General features: G+C 69.3%; 19 protein-coding genes. 16 read left to right on the top strand and 3 right to left on the bottom strand.

Annotation, left to right across the window (positions count from 1 at the left end; translation table 11 throughout):
* The first annotated feature begins 106 nt into the window (after positions 1–106).
* Genes ACWFR4_RS23175 through ACWFR4_RS23160 form a run of 4 tightly spaced genes read left to right on the top strand, consistent with a single transcriptional unit; the run spans position 107 to position 3572 of the window.
* Positions 107–925 carry an ABC transporter permease gene (locus ACWFR4_RS23175; RefSeq protein WP_453457195.1) on the top strand — a complete coding sequence of 273 codons (819 nt, stop codon included), beginning with the start codon at positions 107–109 and terminating at the stop codon, positions 923–925.
* Between the two features lie 40 nt (positions 926–965).
* Positions 966–1730 carry an ABC transporter permease gene (locus tag ACWFR4_RS23170; RefSeq protein WP_453457234.1) on the top strand — a complete coding sequence of 255 codons (765 nt, stop codon included), beginning with the start codon at positions 966–968 and terminating at the stop codon, positions 1728–1730.
* Positions 1731–1736: 6 nt separating this feature from the next.
* Positions 1737–2726 (top strand): ABC transporter ATP-binding protein, encoded by a 990-nt coding sequence (locus tag ACWFR4_RS23165; protein WP_453457192.1) that lies wholly within the window; start codon positions 1737–1739, stop codon positions 2724–2726.
* A 9-nt stretch (positions 2727–2735) separates the two neighbouring features.
* A complete protein-coding gene (locus ACWFR4_RS23160) occupies positions 2736–3572 on the top strand; it encodes a DUF1707 SHOCT-like domain-containing protein (protein WP_453654277.1) in 837 nt (278 codons plus the stop codon).
* 11 nt (positions 3573–3583) lie between these two features.
* Here ACWFR4_RS23160 and ACWFR4_RS23155 read toward each other — a convergent pair whose 3' ends face one another.
* A complete protein-coding gene (locus tag ACWFR4_RS23155; RefSeq protein WP_453457187.1) occupies positions 3584–4906 on the bottom strand; it encodes an SGNH/GDSL hydrolase family protein in 1323 nt (440 codons plus the stop codon).
* Positions 4907–5196: 290 nt separating this feature from the next.
* Between ACWFR4_RS23155 and ACWFR4_RS23150 the strand changes: the two genes are divergently transcribed.
* Positions 5197–6525: a DUF445 domain-containing protein gene (locus tag ACWFR4_RS23150; protein WP_453457231.1), complete on the top strand. Its 1329-nt coding sequence runs from the start codon at positions 5197–5199 to the stop codon at positions 6523–6525.
* Here ACWFR4_RS23150 and ACWFR4_RS23145 read toward each other — a convergent pair.
* Positions 6455–7732 carry an MFS transporter gene (locus ACWFR4_RS23145; protein ID WP_453654275.1) on the bottom strand — a complete coding sequence of 426 codons (1278 nt, stop codon included), beginning with the start codon at positions 7730–7732 and terminating at the stop codon, positions 6455–6457. The two genes, ACWFR4_RS23150 and ACWFR4_RS23145, sit on opposite strands and share 71 nt — an antisense overlap.
* Positions 7733–7803: 71 nt before the next feature.
* On the opposite strand from ACWFR4_RS23145, the gene ACWFR4_RS23140 reads away from it, so the two are divergent.
* Positions 7804–8838, top strand: coding sequence for a GlxA family transcriptional regulator (locus ACWFR4_RS23140; RefSeq protein WP_453654273.1), 1035 nt, complete (start codon positions 7804–7806; stop codon positions 8836–8838).
* A 127-nt stretch (positions 8839–8965) separates the two neighbouring features.
* Positions 8966–9331: a VOC family protein gene (locus tag ACWFR4_RS23135; RefSeq protein ID WP_372562548.1), complete on the top strand. Its 366-nt coding sequence runs from the start codon at positions 8966–8968 to the stop codon at positions 9329–9331.
* Positions 9332–9353: 22 nt separating this feature from the next.
* Here ACWFR4_RS23135 and ACWFR4_RS23130 read toward each other — a convergent pair whose 3' ends face one another.
* Positions 9354–9656, bottom strand: a complete 303-nt coding sequence (locus tag ACWFR4_RS23130) for a hypothetical protein (protein ID WP_453654271.1) — start codon at positions 9654–9656, stop codon at positions 9354–9356.
* 203 nt (positions 9657–9859) lie between these two features.
* Between ACWFR4_RS23130 and ACWFR4_RS23125 the strand changes: the two genes are divergently transcribed.
* From ACWFR4_RS23125 to ACWFR4_RS23085, 9 genes are all read left to right on the top strand, one after another.
* Positions 9860–10264, top strand: coding sequence for a WXG100 family type VII secretion target (locus ACWFR4_RS23125; protein ID WP_453457178.1), 405 nt, complete (start codon positions 9860–9862; stop codon positions 10262–10264).
* A gap of 98 nt (positions 10265–10362) precedes the next feature.
* Complete coding sequence (locus ACWFR4_RS23120) at positions 10363–10716, top strand: WXG100 family type VII secretion target (protein ID WP_453654269.1); 354 nt, start codon at positions 10363–10365, stop codon at positions 10714–10716.
* On the top strand, positions 10716–12431 hold the full coding sequence (locus tag ACWFR4_RS23115) for an RNase A-like domain-containing protein (protein ID WP_453457172.1): 1716 nt from the start codon (positions 10716–10718) through the stop codon (positions 12429–12431). Before ACWFR4_RS23120 ends, ACWFR4_RS23115 begins: the two co-directional genes overlap by 1 nt.
* Positions 12432–12445: 14 nt before the next feature.
* Positions 12446–13099 (top strand): hypothetical protein, encoded by a 654-nt coding sequence (locus ACWFR4_RS23110; RefSeq protein ID WP_453654267.1) that lies wholly within the window; start codon positions 12446–12448, stop codon positions 13097–13099.
* A complete protein-coding gene (locus ACWFR4_RS23105) occupies positions 13096–13404 on the top strand; it encodes an RNase A-like domain-containing protein (RefSeq protein WP_327577744.1) in 309 nt (102 codons plus the stop codon). Before ACWFR4_RS23110 ends, ACWFR4_RS23105 begins: the two co-directional genes overlap by 4 nt.
* Positions 13405–13438: 34 nt before the next feature.
* Positions 13439–14140, top strand: a complete 702-nt coding sequence (locus ACWFR4_RS23100; protein ID WP_453654265.1) for a contact-dependent growth inhibition system immunity protein — start codon at positions 13439–13441, stop codon at positions 14138–14140.
* Between the two features lie 168 nt (positions 14141–14308).
* Positions 14309–14725 (top strand): DUF4440 domain-containing protein, encoded by a 417-nt coding sequence (locus ACWFR4_RS23095; RefSeq protein ID WP_453457163.1) that lies wholly within the window; start codon positions 14309–14311, stop codon positions 14723–14725.
* 563 nt (positions 14726–15288) lie between these two features.
* Positions 15289–17406 (top strand): hypothetical protein, encoded by a 2118-nt coding sequence (locus ACWFR4_RS23090; RefSeq protein WP_453654263.1) that lies wholly within the window; start codon positions 15289–15291, stop codon positions 17404–17406.
* Positions 17403–18368 carry a hypothetical protein gene (locus ACWFR4_RS23085; protein ID WP_453654261.1) on the top strand — a complete coding sequence of 322 codons (966 nt, stop codon included), beginning with the start codon at positions 17403–17405 and terminating at the stop codon, positions 18366–18368. The genes ACWFR4_RS23090 and ACWFR4_RS23085 overlap by 4 nt, the downstream gene beginning before the upstream one ends.
* The last annotated feature ends 3 nt before the right edge of the window (positions 18369–18371 follow it).

Below are 18371 nucleotides of genomic sequence, written 5' to 3'. Positions count from 1 at the left end.
GGGCGTGGCACGCGCCGAGGGAGCCGAAAATGCGTGGCACGGTACACCCCGCTCCCGCTAGGCTCCTGCGCTTTGGTCCGGAACGGAAGACGGGAGTGCGGGGGACGTGTCCGTGGGAACTTTCCGGCTGTACACGGCCGTCGCCGCCGGAGGGTTCCGGCGCTACGCGACGTACCGGTCGGCCACCGCGGCGGGCGTGTTCACGAACACCGTCTTCGGGTTCATCGTGGCGTACACGTACCTGGCGCTGTGGGACGAACGGCCGGGGCTCGGCGGGTACGACCAGGCGCAGGCGCTGACGTATGTGTGGATCGGGCAGGCGCTCGCGCAGGCTCTGTCGATGTTCAACGCGGGGTTCGCCGTCGACATGGTGGCGCGGATCCGCAACGGCGACATCGCTGTGGATCTGTACCGGCCCGTGGACCTCCAACTGTGGTACCTGGCCGGCGACTTGGGGCGGGCCGTGTTCCAGTTGTTCAGCCGGGGTCTGGTGCCGCTGACGGTGGGCGCGCTCGCCTTTCCGCTCGCGCTGCCCGGAGATCCGGTGGTGTGGCTGGAGTTCCTGGTGGCGGTGGTGCTGGCGGTGGTGGTGAGCTTCGCGATCCGCTATGTGCTGGCGCTGAGCGCGTTCTGGCTGCTCGACGGGTCGGGTGTCCTGCAGTTCGGCGGTCTGGTGGGGATGTTCTTCACGGGGCTGCTGCTGCCGCTGAACGCGATGCCCGGCGCGCTCGGCGACATCGCGCGGGTGCTGCCATGGGCGTCGCTCCTCCAGATGCCCGCGGACATCCTCCTCGGCGCCCGCTCCGGCGCGGCCGAAGTCCTCATGGCGTACGCCTTCCAGGTCGGCTGGGCGGTCGTCCTGCTCGCCGCGGGCCGCCTCCTCCAGTCCTCCGCGACGCGCAAGGTGGTGCTCCAAGGTGGCTGACGTCGGCGGGAGCGTACGGGTCTACGGCCTGATCGCCGCGATGTGGATCCGCTCCACCCTGGTCTACCGCACGTCGTTCGCGGCCGCGGTCCTCACCAACTTCCTTGTCACGGCCCTCGACTTCGTCGTGATCTGGATGATGTTCTCGCAGGCGACCTCGATCGGCGGCTACAGCTTCGCGGAGACCGGCTTCCTGTACGGGACCGCTTCCGTCTCTTTCGGGATCACCGCTCTTCTGCTCGGCAGCGTCGACGACCTCGGGCTGCGGGTGCGCGACGGCTCCCTCGACGCGTTCCTGGTGCGCCCCGCCCCGGTGCTCGTACAGGTCGCCGCGGACCGCTTCGGCCTGCGGCGCCTCGGCCGTTTCCTCCAAGGCGCCCTGGTCCTCGGCTGGTCGCTGACGCGCCTGGACCTCGACTGGACGCTCGCCAAGCTGCTTCTGCTGCCCGTGATGCTGCTGAGCGGCGCGGCGATCTTCGGCGCGGTGTACGTGGCCGGGGCGGCGTTCCAGTTCTGGGCGCAGGACGCGGCGGAGGCGCAGAGCGCGTTCACGTTCGGCGGGCTGACGCTGCTCCAGTACCCGCCGACGGTGTTCGCCAGGGACTTCGTGATCGGCGTGACGTTCGTCGTGCCGCTGGCCTTCGTCAACTGGCTGCCCGCGCTGTACGTGCTCGGCCGCCCCTACCCCGTCGGCCTGCCCTGGTGGCTCGCCTTCACGCCGCCGCTGGTGGCCGCCGGGAGCTGCGCGCTCGCGGGTCTGGCCTGGCGCGCGGGTGTCCGTTCGTACCGCAGCACCGGGAGCTGAAGACGTATGGCTGAGGACTTCATCGAGGTCGACGGCGTGGAGAAGGTCTTCGACGTGCGCAGGAAGACGGGGCTGCTGCGGCGCGAGCGCCATCAGGTGCGGGCCGTCGACTCGCTCACCTTCGGCGTGCCGCGCGGCGAGATGGTCGGCTACATCGGGCCGAACGGCGCGGGCAAGTCCACCACGATCAAGATGCTGACCGGCATCCTCACGCCGAGCGCGGGCCGGCTGCGGGTCGCGGGCATCGAGCCGTCCCGGGAGCGGACGAGGCTGGCGCGGCGGATCGGCGTGGTGTTCGGGCAGCGTACGACGCTGTGGTGGGACCTGCCGCTGATCGACTCGTACCGGCTGATGCACCGCATGTACCGCATCCCGGACACCCGTTACCGGGAGAACCTCGACCGGTGCGTCGAACTCCTCGAACTGGGCGGCCTGTTGGACACGCCGGTGCGGCAGCTCTCCCTCGGGCAGCGCATGCGCGGCGACATCGCGGCAGCCCTCCTGCACGACCCCGAGGTGCTCTACCTCGACGAGCCGACCATCGGGCTCGACGTCGTCTCCAAGGTCAAAGTGCGGGGATTCCTGCGGGAGTTGAACGAGGAACGCGGTACGACGGTGCTGCTGACCACGCACGACCTGACCGACATCGAGCAGCTGTGCAAGCGCGTCATGGTCATCGACCACGGGCGCCTCATGTACGACGGTCAGCTCGACGGCCTGCATCAGGTGGGGGAGAGCGAGCGGACCCTCGTCGTCGACCTCGAGCGTGAACTGCCGCCCCTGGACGTGGAGTTCGCCCGGGTGGTGAAGGTGGACGGGCCGCGCCAGTGGCTGGCGTTCCCGGCCGCGCAGTCGGCGGCGCCGCTGGTCGCACAGATCGCGGCCGAGTATCCGCTGGCGGATCTGTCGGTGCGGGAGCCGGACATCGAGTCCGTGATCGCCCGGATGTACGCCAGGGAGGAACCATCCCTGGGAGGAACGGCCGCACCCTCGTAGGCTGACCCCATGACGGACGAACGCCCTGAGCGCCCCGAGCCGAACGACCTGCCCGAGCTGCGGGCCTCCGACGCCGACCGGGACCGGGTCGCGGAGGCCCTGCGGGACGCCCTCGCCGAGGGGCGCCTGGACATGGAGGAGTTCGACGAGCGGCTCGAGGCCGTGTACGCGGCGCGTACGTACGGTGAGTTGGCGCCGATCACGCGTGATCTGCCGGGGGCGGGCGCGGCGGCGCCGGGGAGCCCGGTGAGTTTCGTGAAGGAGCCGCAGCCCGAGGGCGCGGTCGACTGGCGGGCGCGGATCGGCGGGGAGGCCACGTCCACGTGGGCGCTCGCGCTCTTCGGCGGGTTCGGACGCAAGGGGCGCTGGACGGTGGGCGAGAGGTTCACCGCGTTCGCGATGTTCGGCGGTGGCGAGATCGACCTGCGGGAGGCGCGGTTCGCGTCCCGCGACGTGGTCATCAACTGCTTCACGATCATGGGCGGGATCCAGATCAAGGTGCCGCCGGAGCTGGACGTCGCCGTCAAGGGCTTCGGCTTCATGGGTGGCGTCGACGACCGGGCGTCGGGCGAGGGCACACCGGGCTCGCCGCGGGTCGTCGTGCGGGGGTTCGCGCTGATGGGCGGCGTCGGCGTGGACCGCAGGGTGTCGCGTGAGGAGCGTCTTCGCCTCAAGGAGGAGCGCCGCCAGGACAAGCTGGACCGCAGGGCGGCGCACCGTGAGGCGCTGGAGGGGCACCACGAGCGGCACGCCGAACGCCATCACCTGCGGCACGAACGCCACGAGGAGCGGCGCGAGCGCCAGTGGGAGCGGGCGGAGGAGCGCCGCGAGAGGCGTGAGCGGTAGCCCGGGGCGCGCTACAGCTCGGCCGGCGTCGACCCCTTCAGCGTCGTCAGGTTGAACGTGTCCGCCATCCTGCGGAAGCCGGAGTCGCTCGGGTGCAGGTGGTCGCCGGAGTCGTATCCGGGCAGGAGCTTGCGCGGGTTGTAGGGGTCGCGCAGCGCCTTGTCGAAGTCGGCGAACTCGTCGAAGACCTTGCCGGAGCGGATCTGTGCGTTCACGGCCTGGCGGACGCCGTCGAGGCGGGGCTCGTAGCCGCGGTGGCCCTGGAACGGCATGAGCGTCGCGCCGACCACGCGCAGGCCGCGCGTGTGCGCCTGCCGGGTCAGCTCCCGCAGCCCCTCGACGATCTTGTCGGGGTCGTTCTGGTGCGGGTTGCGGAGGATGTCGTTGATGCCGAGCGCGATCACGACGGCCTTGACGCCGGACCGGTCGAGGACGTCCCGGTCGAAGCGCGAGAGGCCGCTCGGGTTGCTCGCGGGGCGGCCGAGGCCGTCGGACAGGATGCGGTTGCCGCTGATGCCCTGGTTGACGACGCCGTAGCGGGCCGCGCCGTTCTCGTCGCGCAGCCGGGCGGCGAGGACGTCCGTCCAGCGGTGGTTGGCGCCGACCGTCGAGGTGACGCCGTCGGTCAGGGAGTCGCCGATCACGACGACGGTGCCGTCCGACTCGTTGCTGAGCACGTCGAGCGCGGTGACGTAACGCCAGTACGGGGTCTGCTGCGTGTACGCGGCGCCGGTCGCGTCCTCCGCGCGGTCGCCCTGGGCGACGTACGACATCTGGCGGGCCTGCGGGTGGTAGGTGACCGGGCCCGACGGGGTGGGCGAGTAGCTCGTGACGAGCATGTCCGCGTCGTGCGGGACGTGCAGCCGCACGGCGTCGCTCATGGCCTGGGAACCGGCCGGGATGACGACCGAGGTGTTGCCGGCGAAGGTGAGGCGGCGCAGCGTGCCGACCGCGGCGGCCGGGCTGTTGGGCGCGGCGGCGACGGCGACCGAGGCGTGCGTGATGCTGAGCGGCTGCTGCCCGTAGAGGTTGGAGAACGTGATGCGGGCGCTGGTGCCGCCGATGCTGGTGTGCACGACGTTGCGCACGGAGCGGCCCGCGAGGCCGTCGGTCTCGGTACCGGGTTCGCCGCCCGCGGGGGAGGCCGACCAACTGCCCGACCAGGTGCCGGTGGAGGCGGGGGCCGCCGAGTTCTGCGGGTGCCGGGGGCCGGCGCTGACCGTGCTGTTCGAGCCGTCGTAGGCACCGGAGACGCCCAGGTATATGGCGGCCGAAATCACGACGACCAGGGCCGCGAGCGCGGCCAGCAGGGCATAACCGTGACGCTTGGTCATGCGGGGGTGTCTCCTCGGGCAGCGGGAGCCCCGAGGCTCCGATGTGATGATCCCATGATGCGTCATGGGCCGGGAGGAAGCCGACACTGCCCCCCTCCGCCTTTTGAGACGCCGGGAACTTGTCGTCCGTTCCGGGAGTCGGTCAGGTAGGGACAATGTGTGAGAGGGATGACACGGGGGACTGCCGGGTGAGCGGACTTGTGACGGGCGGAGTGAGCTGAGTGGACGAAGTGGAGGACGGGAAGCGCGCGGTGGCCGCGCGCGACACGGAGGAAACGGGCGAAGCGGGCATGGGTGAGCATGCCCGTGCGGGCGGCTCCTCATTCGGGACGCGACCGGCCCCGTTCGGCGCGGGCCCCGGCTCCTTCAGCCCCGCCGACGTGGAGAAGCAGCGCGGCGTACGGCGGATGAAGACCACCGCCACCGGCCTGCTCCTGCTCGTCGCCGTCATCTACGTACTCGCCAAGTGGGGACAGAACTCCGGCGCCGGCGCCTGGGCGGGCTACGTGGCAGCCGCCGCCGAAGCGGGCATGGTCGGTGCCCTCGCCGACTGGTTCGCGGTCACCGCGCTCTTCCGCCGCCCCCTCGGCCTGCCCATCCCGCACACGGCGATCATCCCGACCAAGAAGGACCAGCTGGGCGTCTCGCTCGGCGAGTTCGTCGGGGAGAACTTCCTCTCCTCCGACGTCGTACGGAAGCGGCTGCGCGCCGTCGGTATCGGCGGCCGGCTCGGCACCTGGCTGGCCCAACCGGAGCACGCCGACCGGGTGACGGCCGAGCTCGCCACCGCCCTGCGCGGAGCCCTCACCGTGCTGCGCGACTCGGACGTCCAGGCCGTCGTCGGCGAGGCCATCACGCGCCGCGCCGACGCCCAGGAGGTCGCGCCCGGCATCGGCAAGCTGCTGGAGAGGGTCGTCGCCGACGGCGGCCACAAGCGGGCCGTGGACCTCGTCTGCGCACGGGCCCACGACTGGCTGGTGCGGCACGGGGACTCCGTGATGGACGCGGTGCAGGGCGGCGCCCCCGGCTGGACCCCGCGGTTCGTCGACAAGAAGATCGGCGACCGCGTCTACAAGGAACTCCTGCGCTTCGTCACCGAGATGCGCGACATGCCCGGGCACCCGGCCCGCGGTGCCCTCGACCGCTTCCTCGGCGACTTCGCCTCCGACCTCCAGTCCGACACGGACACGCGGGCCCGCGTCGAGCGCCTGAAGTCCGAGATCATCGCCCGTCCCGAGGTCCAGGACCTGATCGCCTCCGCCTGGTCCGCGGTCCGCGCCATGATCGTCGCGGCGGCGGAGGACGAGCGCAGCGAGCTGCGGCTGCGCGTACGGGCCTCGCTGCTCTCCCTCGGCTCCCGGATGGCGACCGACCGCCGCCTCCAGGACAAGGTCGACGGCTGGGTCGAGGGCGCGGCCACGTACGTCGTGACGACGTACCGCAAGGAGATCACCTCGCTGATCACGGACACCGTGGCGGGCTGGGACGCCGAGCACACCTCGAAGAAGATCGAGGCGCACATCGGCCGTGACCTGCAGTTCATCCGGATCAACGGCACGGTGGTGGGCTCGCTGGCAGGGCTCGCGATCTACGCGGTGTCGCGGGCGCTGGGGGCGTGACGCGCCGCCCCCGCGGCCTCCGTAGGGTCAGCGCGAGGAGCGCCGCCCCCGCGCACAGCGCGCCCGCGCCCACCCACACCGGGTCGTACGAGCCGAAGGCGTCCCGCGCCATCCCGCCCGCGAACGCCACGGCCCCCGCCCCGACCTGGTGCGCGGCGCTCACCCAGCCGAACACGACCGGCGCGTCTGCCCCGTAGTGGGCGCGGCACAGCGCGATCGTCGGCGGGACGGTCGCCACGTCGAGCAGACCGAAGACGACGGTGAACGCGACGAGCGGCGCGTCCACGGCCGACGTCAGGAGCAGCGGCAGCGCGAGGAGGGTGAGGCCGCGCAGGGCGTAGTACACGGCGAGCAGGCGGCGCGGATCGGCGCGGTCCGTCAGCCATCCGGACGCCACCGTCCCCGCGACATTGAAGATCCCGATGAGGGAGAGCAGCGACGCGGCGACGGTCACCGGCATCCCGTGGTCGTGGGCCGCGGGCGCGAAGTGCGTCCACATCACCCCGTTGGTCGAGGCGCCGCAGACGGCGAAGGTCCCGGCGAGCAGCCAGAACGGGCCGGTGCGGGCGGCGCGGGCGAGCGTACGCAGGGCGCGCCGCGCGGCGTCCTCTCTCAGGGCCGGCTCTTTCCGCGGATCGCGCACCGCGGCCCACACCACGGGCAGCGCGCCGGCCGCGGCGAGCGCGAGAGCCGCGGCGGCGGCCCGCCACGAGTACGCGTCGATCACCCACGACAGCACGGGCAGGAACACGAACTGCCCCACCACGCTCGCCGCCGTGAGCAGCCCGGTGACGAGCCCGCGCCGCGCGACGAACCACCGCTCGGTGACGGTCGCGGCGAACGTCGTGGCCGTCGCCCCCGTCCCCAGGCCCACCAGCACGCCCCAGTACAGGACGAACTGCCAGGGCGCGGTCATGGTCGTGGCGAGCCCGGCCCCGGCCCCGACGAGACACAGGGCGCCGACGGCGACGCGCCGCATCCCGAACCGGTCCATGAGCGCCGCGGCGAAGGGGGCACTCGCCCCGTACACGACCATGTTCACGAGCGAGCCGAGCCCGACGCACGCCCGTGACCAGCCGAGATCCTCATGCAGAGGCCCGACGAGCAGACCGGCGAGCGTGCTGAACGCACCGGCCGTGACGATGGCGAGCGCGGCACCGGCGGCGACGGTCCAGGGGGACCGGGGATTCTTGCGATACGGCCTCATGACTTCACCCTGTGACGGATGCACCCGACGCCACGACTGGCCAGATGGCCACGAGGTGAAAGAATCTGGCCATGACTCCCGTAAGGCCCGCGACCCCGGCGCACGGCGGTCGCCGGACCGTCGCCGTCCTCGTCCGCGACGGCGTCCTGCCCATGGAACTCGGCCTGGTCCACCAGCTGTTCGGCACGGCGAGGTCCGCCACGGGCGAGCCGCTCTACGACGTCCGCACCTGCGCCCCGCGCCCCGGCAGGATCCGTACGGACGCGGACTTCCCGATCTACGCGGAGCACGGCCTGGCGACGGTGGCGGCCGCGGACACGGTCCTCGTACCGGCGTCGCACGAGACGGACGAGGGCCTGCGGCCGGGCGGCCTGCCCGAGGAGCTGGCGGAGGCCCTGCGCGGACCGGAGGACGCATCGGCCCCCCGCCGGATCGCCTCCATCTGCACGGGCTCGTTCGTCCTCGCCGCCGCCGGACTCCTGGACGGCCGGCGCGCGACGACGCACTGGTTGTCGGCCGATCTCTTCGCGCGCACGTTCCCGTCCGTGACGGTGGACCCCGGCGTCCTGTACGTCGACGAGGGCCGGATCCTCACGTCCGCGGGAGAGGCGGCGGGCATCGACCTGTGCCTCCACATGATCCGCCGCGACCACGGCGCGGCCGTCGCGGCGGAGGTGGCGCGCCGCACGGTGGTGCCCCCGCACCGGGAGGGCGGCCAGGCGCAGTACATCCAACGCCCCGTGGAATCAGAGGGGTTGACGTCCACGTCCGCGTCACGCGCGTGGGCCCTCACCCGCCTCGCCGAGCCCCTCACCCTCGCCGAACTGGCCGCACACGACGCCATGTCCGTGCGCACGTACAGCCGCCGCTTCCGGGAGGAGACCGGCCTCACCCCCATCCAGTGGCTGACCCAGCGCCGGGTGGACCGCGCGCGCGAACTCCTGGAACAGACCGACCACACGGTCGACCGCATCGCGACGGAGGCGGGCTTCGGCACGGGCGCGTCGCTCAGGGCGCACTTCCAGGCGGGGCTGGGGGTGTCGCCGGGGGCGTACAGGTCGACGTTCAGGGGGAACGGGCGGGAAGGCGGGTGGGTACGGACATGAGCATGCGTACGGTGCTCATCGCGGCAGCGGTCGGGCGCACGTTCGGCAAGGATGACCGGTAGTCCGCGTACCGCCCCGACAAGTCCACGTACCGCCCCGACATGACCCCACCGCACGGGAGCTCCCGATGACCATCCGCAGGATCGTCCCGGACCTCACGACGAAGTCGCAGGAGTCGATGGCCGAGAACCGCGACTTCTACGGCCTGCTCGGCTTCGAGGAGGTCATGAACCAAGGGTGGGTGATGACGCTCGCGTCCCCCTCCAACCCTTGCGCCCAGGTCAGCTTCCTCACCCACGAGGCGACCGCGCCCGTGGTCCCGGACCTCAGCGTGGAGGTCGAGGACGTGGACGCGGTCTACGCGCAGGTACGGGCATCAGGCGCCGAGATCGTTCACGACCTCCGCGACGAGGAGTGGGGCGTACGCCGCTTCTTCGTACGGGACCCGGAGGGGCGAGTGGTGAACGTACTGGGGCACCGGCGGCCGAGCTAGGGCCTTCCGTCCGGATCAGGGTCTAGGCGCGCCGGTCGGCCAGCACGTACGACGCGGCGGCGACGCCCCCGGCGACCGTGAACACGGCGGGCCAGGCGCCGAGCTTCTTGGCGAGCGGGTGTGACCCGGCGAACGCGGCGACGTAGGCACCACCGAGCACGGCGGCGACCCTGCCCCCGGCGGCCTGCCGCCACTGAGCCCCGGCCGCGACGCCGGCGGCGGCCAGCACCACGCCGCCGAGCTGCCGCTTCTTGGTGAACCGCGCCACGGTGTACCCGCCGACAATCCCGCTTGCGGCCACTGCGGCCGCCGGTACCTTCGCCATCACTGCCTCGCTTCTCCGTCATGTGCGGCCCGGGTGGACCGGGACCGATTCGAGGCTAACGCGCGGGATTGCGGCACCTGCGGGCAGGTTCGGTTCCCTGCGTACAGGGATCCTGTGTGCCGTCGTATATGGCCCGCCGTGCACTAGAATTCCTGTGCGATCAACGGGGGTTGAGCGCCACATGTGACCGGGGGAGCGGCGTGATGGGCGATCCAAAAGATCTACGGGTTCCGCCCGAGAAGCTGACCAAGCTCGCGGACGACCTGGACGACATGCAGGACCACCTGGACACCCAGGTGAAGCGCATGGACACGATCGTCGACAGCATCGAGGCGGGCTGGAGCGGCCCGGCGTCGACGGCGTACCGGGGCTTTCACCGGGCGGCGGCCGAGGACGCCGTACGGATCCGCGAGGTGATGAAGGTCCTGGAGCAGGCGGTCCGCATGAGCCGCGACGGCTTCACGCAACTCGAACTGGACAAGCTCGACCAGTTCCGCCGGATCCAGGTCAACGTCGACGTGGCGGGCGAGGCGGACAAGCTGTCCACGCCGAACGTCGACCCGGCCGCACCGCCGTCACGGCCGCGCAGCGGCCTGGACAGCTTCTGATCCGGCCGGTCCACCCGGTCATCCGCACGTTCACCGTTCGCCGCCGCATCCGTACGCAGCCGTAGACCACGAGCCCGTACGCGGATGCAGCCGTAGCCATGACTCGTAGCCGCAGACGCGCACAGCGACAAGGGGGATCCGTGCCGCCCAGCGACGCCGACGACCACATATCGGTCACCTTCACCACCCTCCACCACCTCGCGGTGGAGCTCGAGGACATCCTCAAGCAGCTCAACGGCAGGATCGACGACCTCTACGACCGCGTCGAGCCGGTCGTCCTGTCCTGGCAGGGCGAGGCCCGGGAGATGTTCGTCGACAAGCTCGACGAGTGGGACCACTCGGCGCAGGATCTCCAGGCGGCCCAGAAGTGGCTGCACGAGGTCGTGACGACGGGCCACATCAACTACGCGGCGGCGCACCGGGCTGTCCTGCGCGGCTGGGGCGCGGCCTGATGGGGACGCCGGCGCCGAGCAGCGGCACCATCGACGTCAAGCCCTCCACCCTGCACCAGGTCGCGGGCGGGTTCGCGGGCGAGCAGACGCCGTTCGACAAGGCCGCCAAGAACCTGATCAAGGAGCTGAAGGAGTACCCCGACGCGGGCGGTTACGGCACCGCCCCGCAGGCCTTCGCCGCGTCCTACCTCAAGGCCGGCAACCGCTACCTGGAGGTGTGGGCCAAGGCCGTCGTCAGTATCGGAGGCGCCGCGGTCGGCTTCGCCACCACCGCGAACAATTACTCCAAGGCGGAGGCCGCCAACGACGCCTCGGGCAAGACCAAGCCCCAGACGCAGCCCCCGCCCGTCGTCATCGACAAGGCCCCGGACTACGGATCGGTCCCCGACCTGAAGTGGGGCGACGACGACGGCGGAGACGACTTCATCCGCTCGCTCCTGGAGTGCATTCCCGACGTCGTCTGGCACCTCATCCGCCCGCTGCTCGAACACGCCTTCCGCTGGGGCAAGGTCGCCGAGGTCTACCCGTATCCGCAGCAGCACTACCTCAACTCGCTGTCGCAGTCCTGGGCGGACATGACGAAGGCGCTGTCCTGGGCCGAGGGCAATCTGACGGGCCAGATGTACAGCATCACCCAGCAGAGCAACAGCGAATGGCACGACGCCATGCGCCAGTTCTGCAGCTCGCTGTGGGGCACCACGGCCTGGGGCAAGCAGACGGCGAGCTACGAGTGGAAGCACGACTCGGCCGCCAACCAGAAGCCGAGCCACCCGGTCATGTCCGTCCTGTTCGACACCGCGATGAAGATCAGCGACCTGCTGCGCGAGTTCGCCGAGGCCGCGGTGTACGTGAACGGCGAGGTCTGGGACATCTATCTGGACGCGGTCAAGAAGGCCGTCGGCGACATCGACCTCAGTGACGGCGTCGACCTCAAGGACCTCAAGGAGGGCGCGAAGGGGGTAGGCCGATTCCTCAAGGGCCTCGCCAAGGGCGCCGCGGAGGTGAGCGTCGAGATCACGCTCAACATCGACACGGCCGCGCTCAACCGCGTCGTGGAGGAGTACAACCGCCGCGTGAACGCGCTCTGGCCCCGACTCGACGCGCTCATGGAAGCGTTGGACGAGGCGCACCGCGCCGCTCCGACGTACGCGGCGGAGGAGGCCCGCGCGGAGGCCTTCGGCGCGCGCTCGCTGAACGACTACAAAAAAGAGCACCACTTCACCGTTCCGGGCCAGGACCCGGACAACATGTTCTATCCGCTGGACCTGGCGAATCAGGAAGGCCTGTACGGCAGTCATCCGATCGACAAGCATGTCGGCCTCACCGACGATCAGCTGAGAATGCGGTTGCGCGATCAGGCCAGTGCACCCGCCGCTTCGACGTTCAAGGACCTCGCGTCCGCCCAGAAATTCACCACTGCGGCGATCGAGGACATCAACAACGCCGACCGCATCGACAAGTGGATCGAGAGCGTCGAGAAGAAGATCCAGAACAATCCGAACTACGACCCGAACAAATCGGAGATCCAGCCTCCGATCTACAAGGAATTCGCGGGTCAGTCCACGGGTCGCAGCGTCTCGCGTGACGACTATGATGCTGACGGCATGAGTGCCAAAGCCGACGACAAGAGCTGGGTGCAGGTCCGCCTGATCTACAAGGAAGGCCTTCACCCGCCCTTCATCGTGCTCACTGCCATGCCGCACAAGGGACCCTAGGAGAGGTGGTCAACGTGCAGTCCTTCCCTGCCTCACTGTTCTCGGACGGCCCGGCGCCGCGACTCCTCGACGTCGCCATCAAGGCGCAGGAGTCCAAAGGCGAGCTGTCACTGGACGACGAGATCCGGCGATACATCCGCACCGTCCGCGGTAACTGGATCGCGAACTGGAACTGTTCCGTGTACACGGCTTCCGGGGTACTTGAATTCACGGCGGATTCCGTGGAGAACGGTGAAGGGCTGGCCCCCTTCCCGCCGGAGTTCCGGAAAAAGACGGAGCGAGCCGCCGGCGACGTGAATCCGGCGGAGTATCTGCGTATGCTCGCCGAGATCGTACGAATCCTCGACCGCGAGCCCTCGCCCGAATACGGCGAACTCCCGATGGCGGGCTGGGAATTCCAGCTGACCTTCCCCTACCTCTTCGGATTCGACGCGATCCTCATGGACGAAGGGGATCAGGAATTCGCGGACACGGTCCGGTCGGCGGTGACGAACGAACACCCCTATTGCGCTGAGGGCGCCGCGGCCTACACCACCGAGGCGCAGCGCGCGCTGGTCCTCTTCCCGGGCCCGGACGGGCTCAAGTCGCGCCTGTCCTGGGCCACCCGCGACCGGCTCCAGGAACTCATCGCCACCGTCAACGAGCACATGCAGCGAGAGCACTCATGACCGCACACCCGACCCGCTCCGCCACCTACCCCGACCGCGAGACCGCGCAGTGGGCCACGCAGCAAGTGGTCACGGCCAACGAACAGCTCATCCACCGCTGGCTCGCGCAGTCGACCCGCTCCCGCCTCGCCATCGAGGCCGCGTGGCCGTCCCGCCCGGACCCGGTCGGCCGGGTCCTGCTCCAGGCGATGATGCTGGCGGGCCGCGACCCCGTCGACGTACGGGCCGCGCGCGTGATCCTCAAGCGGGACGACGCGAGCCGGCACGGATTCGCCGTGCACGCCACGTTCCCGGTCTACCTGTAGCCAGCCGTATCACCCCGTAGAGGACGCCGCAGCCGTGCCCATGAAACCCCTCGAACACGACCGACGTTACGGCGAGTTGGACCAGGTGATGCGCGCCTACGCCGGCCAGCCCGCCGACGACACCGAGGACAAGCCGAGTGCCGCCCTCACCGCCTACCTGCGCCACACCTGGCACACGCGTCCCTGGGCGCTGGCCGCCGCCGAAACGCAGCTGCGCGAGTACTCCCGTAACCCTCCGGGCCGAGTGCGCCTGCGCCTGGGTGAGTTCTACTCCGTCCCCGACGTCGGCCTGCCCGAGGGCGACATCCAGGAGTGGCTGAGCCTCCTCGCCGACCACATCAAGCACAGCATCGAGGAAGGCGAAGTCCCGCCGCCCTCGGCCCCGTTGACCCACTGGGAGTGGCGCGCCCGGTTCCCGGAGGCGGCGCAGTTCCTCGGTAGCTGGTTCTCCCAGGACATGCCGGACGAGTTCGCGGACCACGACGCGGCGACCACGGACTACATCACCACCACCGACCCCCACCTCAAGGCCCGCCTGGCGGGAGAACTCCACGAACTGCTGGCCCTGCCCCTGGACGAATCCGACTACGCGCTGGCGCTGACGGAACTGGGCATGGAGGTCGACCCGGAGACCCCGTATTCCCCGAGCGGATGGCTGGCGCGGGTGGCGGAGCAGGTGGGCGGGGGAGGCTTCGTGGCGGATTACGGGGAGGGGCGGGGGCCTGCGGGCGGATAGGGCTTCGCCCGAACTCAGCCGCCGGTGGCCGGGACGCGGGCACAGGTACCCGTCTCGCCTGAGTCTGTCGGCCCTCAACGCCTGGGCAACGTAAGGGCATTGAGAGGCACTGAAAGCCGCCCACAAGGACGATTCGTGGCCTGCGACGGGGGTGCTACGTTCCCGGCCATGCCCAACACAACCAAGACCACCAAGGCCGAGATAGATGAGATCACGGCCGAATTCTTCGGTGCGTTCGACAACAGGGACGGCGGCGAGGCGGACGTCGACCGGATCCGTCGGCTGACGATCCCGGGCGCGCTGATCGTGAGCACGGGCCCGGCGACCACGGCGTACACGGTGGACGAGTTCATCGAGCCGCGCCGCAAGCTCCTGTCGGACGGCCGACTGGTGGAGTTCTCCGAGTGGGAGACCTCCGAACACACGCAGATCGCGGGCGACATCGCAGCGCGCTTCGGCGAGTACCGCAAGTCAGGCGTCATGAACGGCGAGCCGTTCGAGGGCGGCGGCACGAAGTCCATCCAGTTCGTCCGCACGCCGGAGGGCTGGCGCATCGCCTCGTTCACTTGGTACGACCAGCCCTGACGGACGCTGCGCGGTGCGGCAGGAACCTAGCCGTGGCCACGGCAGTTGGTTGAACGACACACAACGCCAACGCCTGATCCACGAGCTCAGCCTGCTGCCCCTGTTGCTGCCGTCTAGTCAGCCCCCACTAGCCCGCAGCCGAACGATCAGCCACGCATCGGAGGCTCGGCGGATCACGTTCGCTGCCGCGACACCAGTCCATCGGTCATGCCGTGCCCTAGCGCATTTACTCCGGTGTCAACGTCCGCCACAGCTTGTCCGCGGTCGCCTTCTGCCGTAGCTCCCACAGGTTTGTGATCAGCGGCCCGCACTGCTGACCGCGCCGGCGCTTAGGCGGCACCGCCGCGGCATGCTCGCCGGTCCTCCTGGGCAGGCGAGGCGAGTGGCTACCTTCCAACTGGCGTGGACTTATTGGTGCATCGGAGCGTACGGCGACGACGTCTTCGCGGATGATAGGCATATGCAGGGCCGTGCGGTTGCGAAGCCCTTAATAGCGACGCCGTCATGCGCGAGGGTAACGCCCGCCTGAGGTCCAGGGATGCGTCGGGTGAGGAGGGGAGAGCGTGCCTGCTGGACGGTCGAATTCAGCGTACGACCAGTGGCAGACCGTGCTTGAGCGGGAGTTCTACGGGCCGCACATGTCGGGGCACGTGGCGGTGTTCTATGTCGATGAGCCTACTGAGAGTTCGCTCATGCACGACAACGGCCTGCTGGTTGAGCTGGCCGATGCGGTAAGCGAGCAGCTGTACTGGGACAGGCCAACGGGGATGTTCGGCCGCCTGGAATGGTGGTGCCGATCTTGGAGGGGCGGAGACCAGCGCCATGCTCCTCCGGTCTTGCCGTTGCTCGCTGTCAGCGTACTTGCCGCCTCAAAAATGGCGACAGAAGGGGAGATTTCTTCCTCCAACTATTACGGACGTCTGGCTGAGGTGTTCCGCGTCGGTTTGCGGGAGCGGGATAATCTGCGCGCCCATTCCAGGCCGGTTGCTGCCATGTGGGAAACGCTGGACGCCTGGCTCGAGTTGCGTGGGGGCGAAGCGGGATACAGCACCATCTCCGGCGACAGGCACCTGACCCGCATTGGCTACCCGATGTCCCAGGCCCTTGTGCGGGAGCAGGACCGCCGGATCCTGACGGCCTTCTTTGCGGCTACAGGCGTCAGGCCCGGTAGTCCGGATGAGTTTCCTGGGCAGGAGATCATCCGGCGCCTGAGGCTGTGGACCGCGGTGAGTGGGCGTGGGCTGTCCCGTCCGCTACTCAAAGTGCTGCACGGGGCTGGGCCCGGGACAGAAGCAGCAGACAAGCGAATGGTTCTGGCCAAGTTGCTGGAACGACTCGTCGAGTTCTGGGACGGCACGCTGTATGAGAGGGAGTCGCAAGCGCGGTGCGCGTCTGCATTGCGACTTGTGCTGACCAGGCGGCCTCGTCAGCTGCGTTGGGCGGCAGAGGCGGTGGGTGGCGTTTCGGCGACGACAGTGCACAGCGAGGGATCAGGGGCAGAGTACGAGTTGTCGGACCCGTACGGCGGCTTCTATGCGGGTCTCGAGAGACTTGACGTCACTGCCCACCAGTTGACGCACGGCGTTGTTCTCGAAGGCGACAAGATCTACTTGGAGTGGTCCGCGCAGCCGCTCATCTTCTTCACGGAGGACGAATACAGCGGCGACTTCGTGAGTGTCGGTTCTTTCAGTCCGGGAGAACCCCACACTCTCCTGGTGCCGAACGGTGAACTCGGGCAACTGCGGGCTGTGCTCGGCAACATCGCGGACGGTGGAAGGCTTCGCGAGCACAAGGCACCACTCCCTGGCTGGACGTTGATTAACAACGTCGACCTAAAGGCGGCCCTTACTCCGGCGGATCTGCTCCGAGGCAGCGTGCCGCATGCTGCACACTTCGTGCCGTCGACGCGACGCGGTATCGGCCTTGAGGGCGGGCTTCGGATCGGCCGAGAGCTCGGCCGCCACCACTATCTGCAGGGGGGCGTCCCCGACTGGCTGCTGCCCCGCGATATATCCCAGAGTGAGGTCACTCTGCAGGTCACGCTGAGCGGTGACGGCGGCACCCACGTCCACGACTTTCCTCTGCGCAAGGTACTCAGGCCCTTCCCTGCGAGACTCATGCCGTTCGCAGATGGGACGTACGAGGTGAGCACGCCTGATGAGGGCAAGGCGACCTTCACCGTCAGTTCAGCGCTGTGCGAGCAGCAGTCTCCCAGTGCAGGCAGTGTCGGGCATCGCTGTGGCGCGGCGGCGGATCCCGAAGCGGCGGAAGCGGGACCCGAGGTGCAGGCGATCAGGGGTGCAAGCGTGCCCGGGAAGCTTAAGACGCCGAGAACTCTGATGGTCCCGCGCCGCGTGAGCGAGCTTGTGCTGATTGGTGCGCAGGGCGAGTTACAAACGGTCGATTTGCCCGATATCCCGGACTGGCTGGAGGAGCGGCTGCCAGACAAGGTGTACGGCTACTGCGCCGAGGTCCCGATACCGGAAGAGTATGTCTGGGCCATCCAGTACTGGCCGCGCCGGACCTCGGTGAAGTACGTGAACTGGGACGGTAATGCGCCTAGTCCCTCTCCAGCGGCCGGCGACAAGGGCTGGGCGGAGGCGGTGCTGTCCGCGGCTTCAGCAGGAATCGGACCGGTGTGGGAGGCGTACGTCACGGCGGCGAGAGGAGTGCTGAAGTGACCGGTTCGAAGACGGATGTCGGCGGACTACTGCTGCGTTGGGTCAGTGAGCTGGGTGCTGGGCGCCTCATTGACTTGAAACGAGGCGCCACCTGGCTGTCCCGCAGTGCGGACCTCCCCATTTCGTACGGGGCAGCGGGCAGGTGGATCAGGGACTGCCAGTCGCTGGGCCACCTCGACGTGGACTGGCGTTCCGGGCGCTGGAGCGCAGCCCCTGCAGTCCTGACCAGACTGCCGTCTGCAGATGGCCTTGCCGCGCTTGTGGGAAGCCGGACGGCCCGGTTCGAGGAGAGTGTGGTCCAGGCAGAGTCGGAAGACATCGTGCTGATCAGGGTTCCCAGCGCGCTGCCAGAGACCGACATTCCAGTGCCGGACACGTGGCTTCTTCAGTACGAAGACTCGACGGCTCTGACAAAGACGGCAACGGATCTGGGAGTTGAGTACTCCGACTGTTTCGCCATCCAGGCGGCTGCGTGGCTTCCCCCGCTAGCCCCCGGTCCGCAGGCGGCGCCTCCGGCATCTGGCACCGGGGTGGAGATGTACGACCTGAGCCTGGGCCAGCCGGCGTTCGTTCAGGTCAAGCGCTGGGAGAAGGACGGGCTTTACCGCTTCAGACGCGTTGACAACAGCATGGTGTGCCAGCTCCTTCGGGAGGGTTCCTGGTGGTCGGTTTCCCAGGAGCGCGGTGTCTACCTGGAGCTTGACCGCCTGGGGGTTGAACCGCGCAGGAATCTCCGCTGGTTCCAGGAGGAAGGACGGGGGCGTGGGCGCTTCGGACGGCTGATTGTCGACTGGGGGAAGCCGCTGCCAGACCTCCAGCGGCGCATCGCGGTCATGTGCACAGCGCTGCCACCTGAATTCGGGGCGAAGTACAGAACGATCACCTACCGCAATGTTCCTCGCGCTGTCGCCGAGTGCATTGCTAAGTCGCTCAAGCAGGAGCTGGGTGGCAGGGATGACTGAGGA

It is taken from the genome of Streptomyces sp. NPDC055140, from assembly GCF_053607285.1.
Note: the sequence above shows the minus strand (reverse complement) of the source record. Positions and strands in the feature narration are given on the sequence as shown.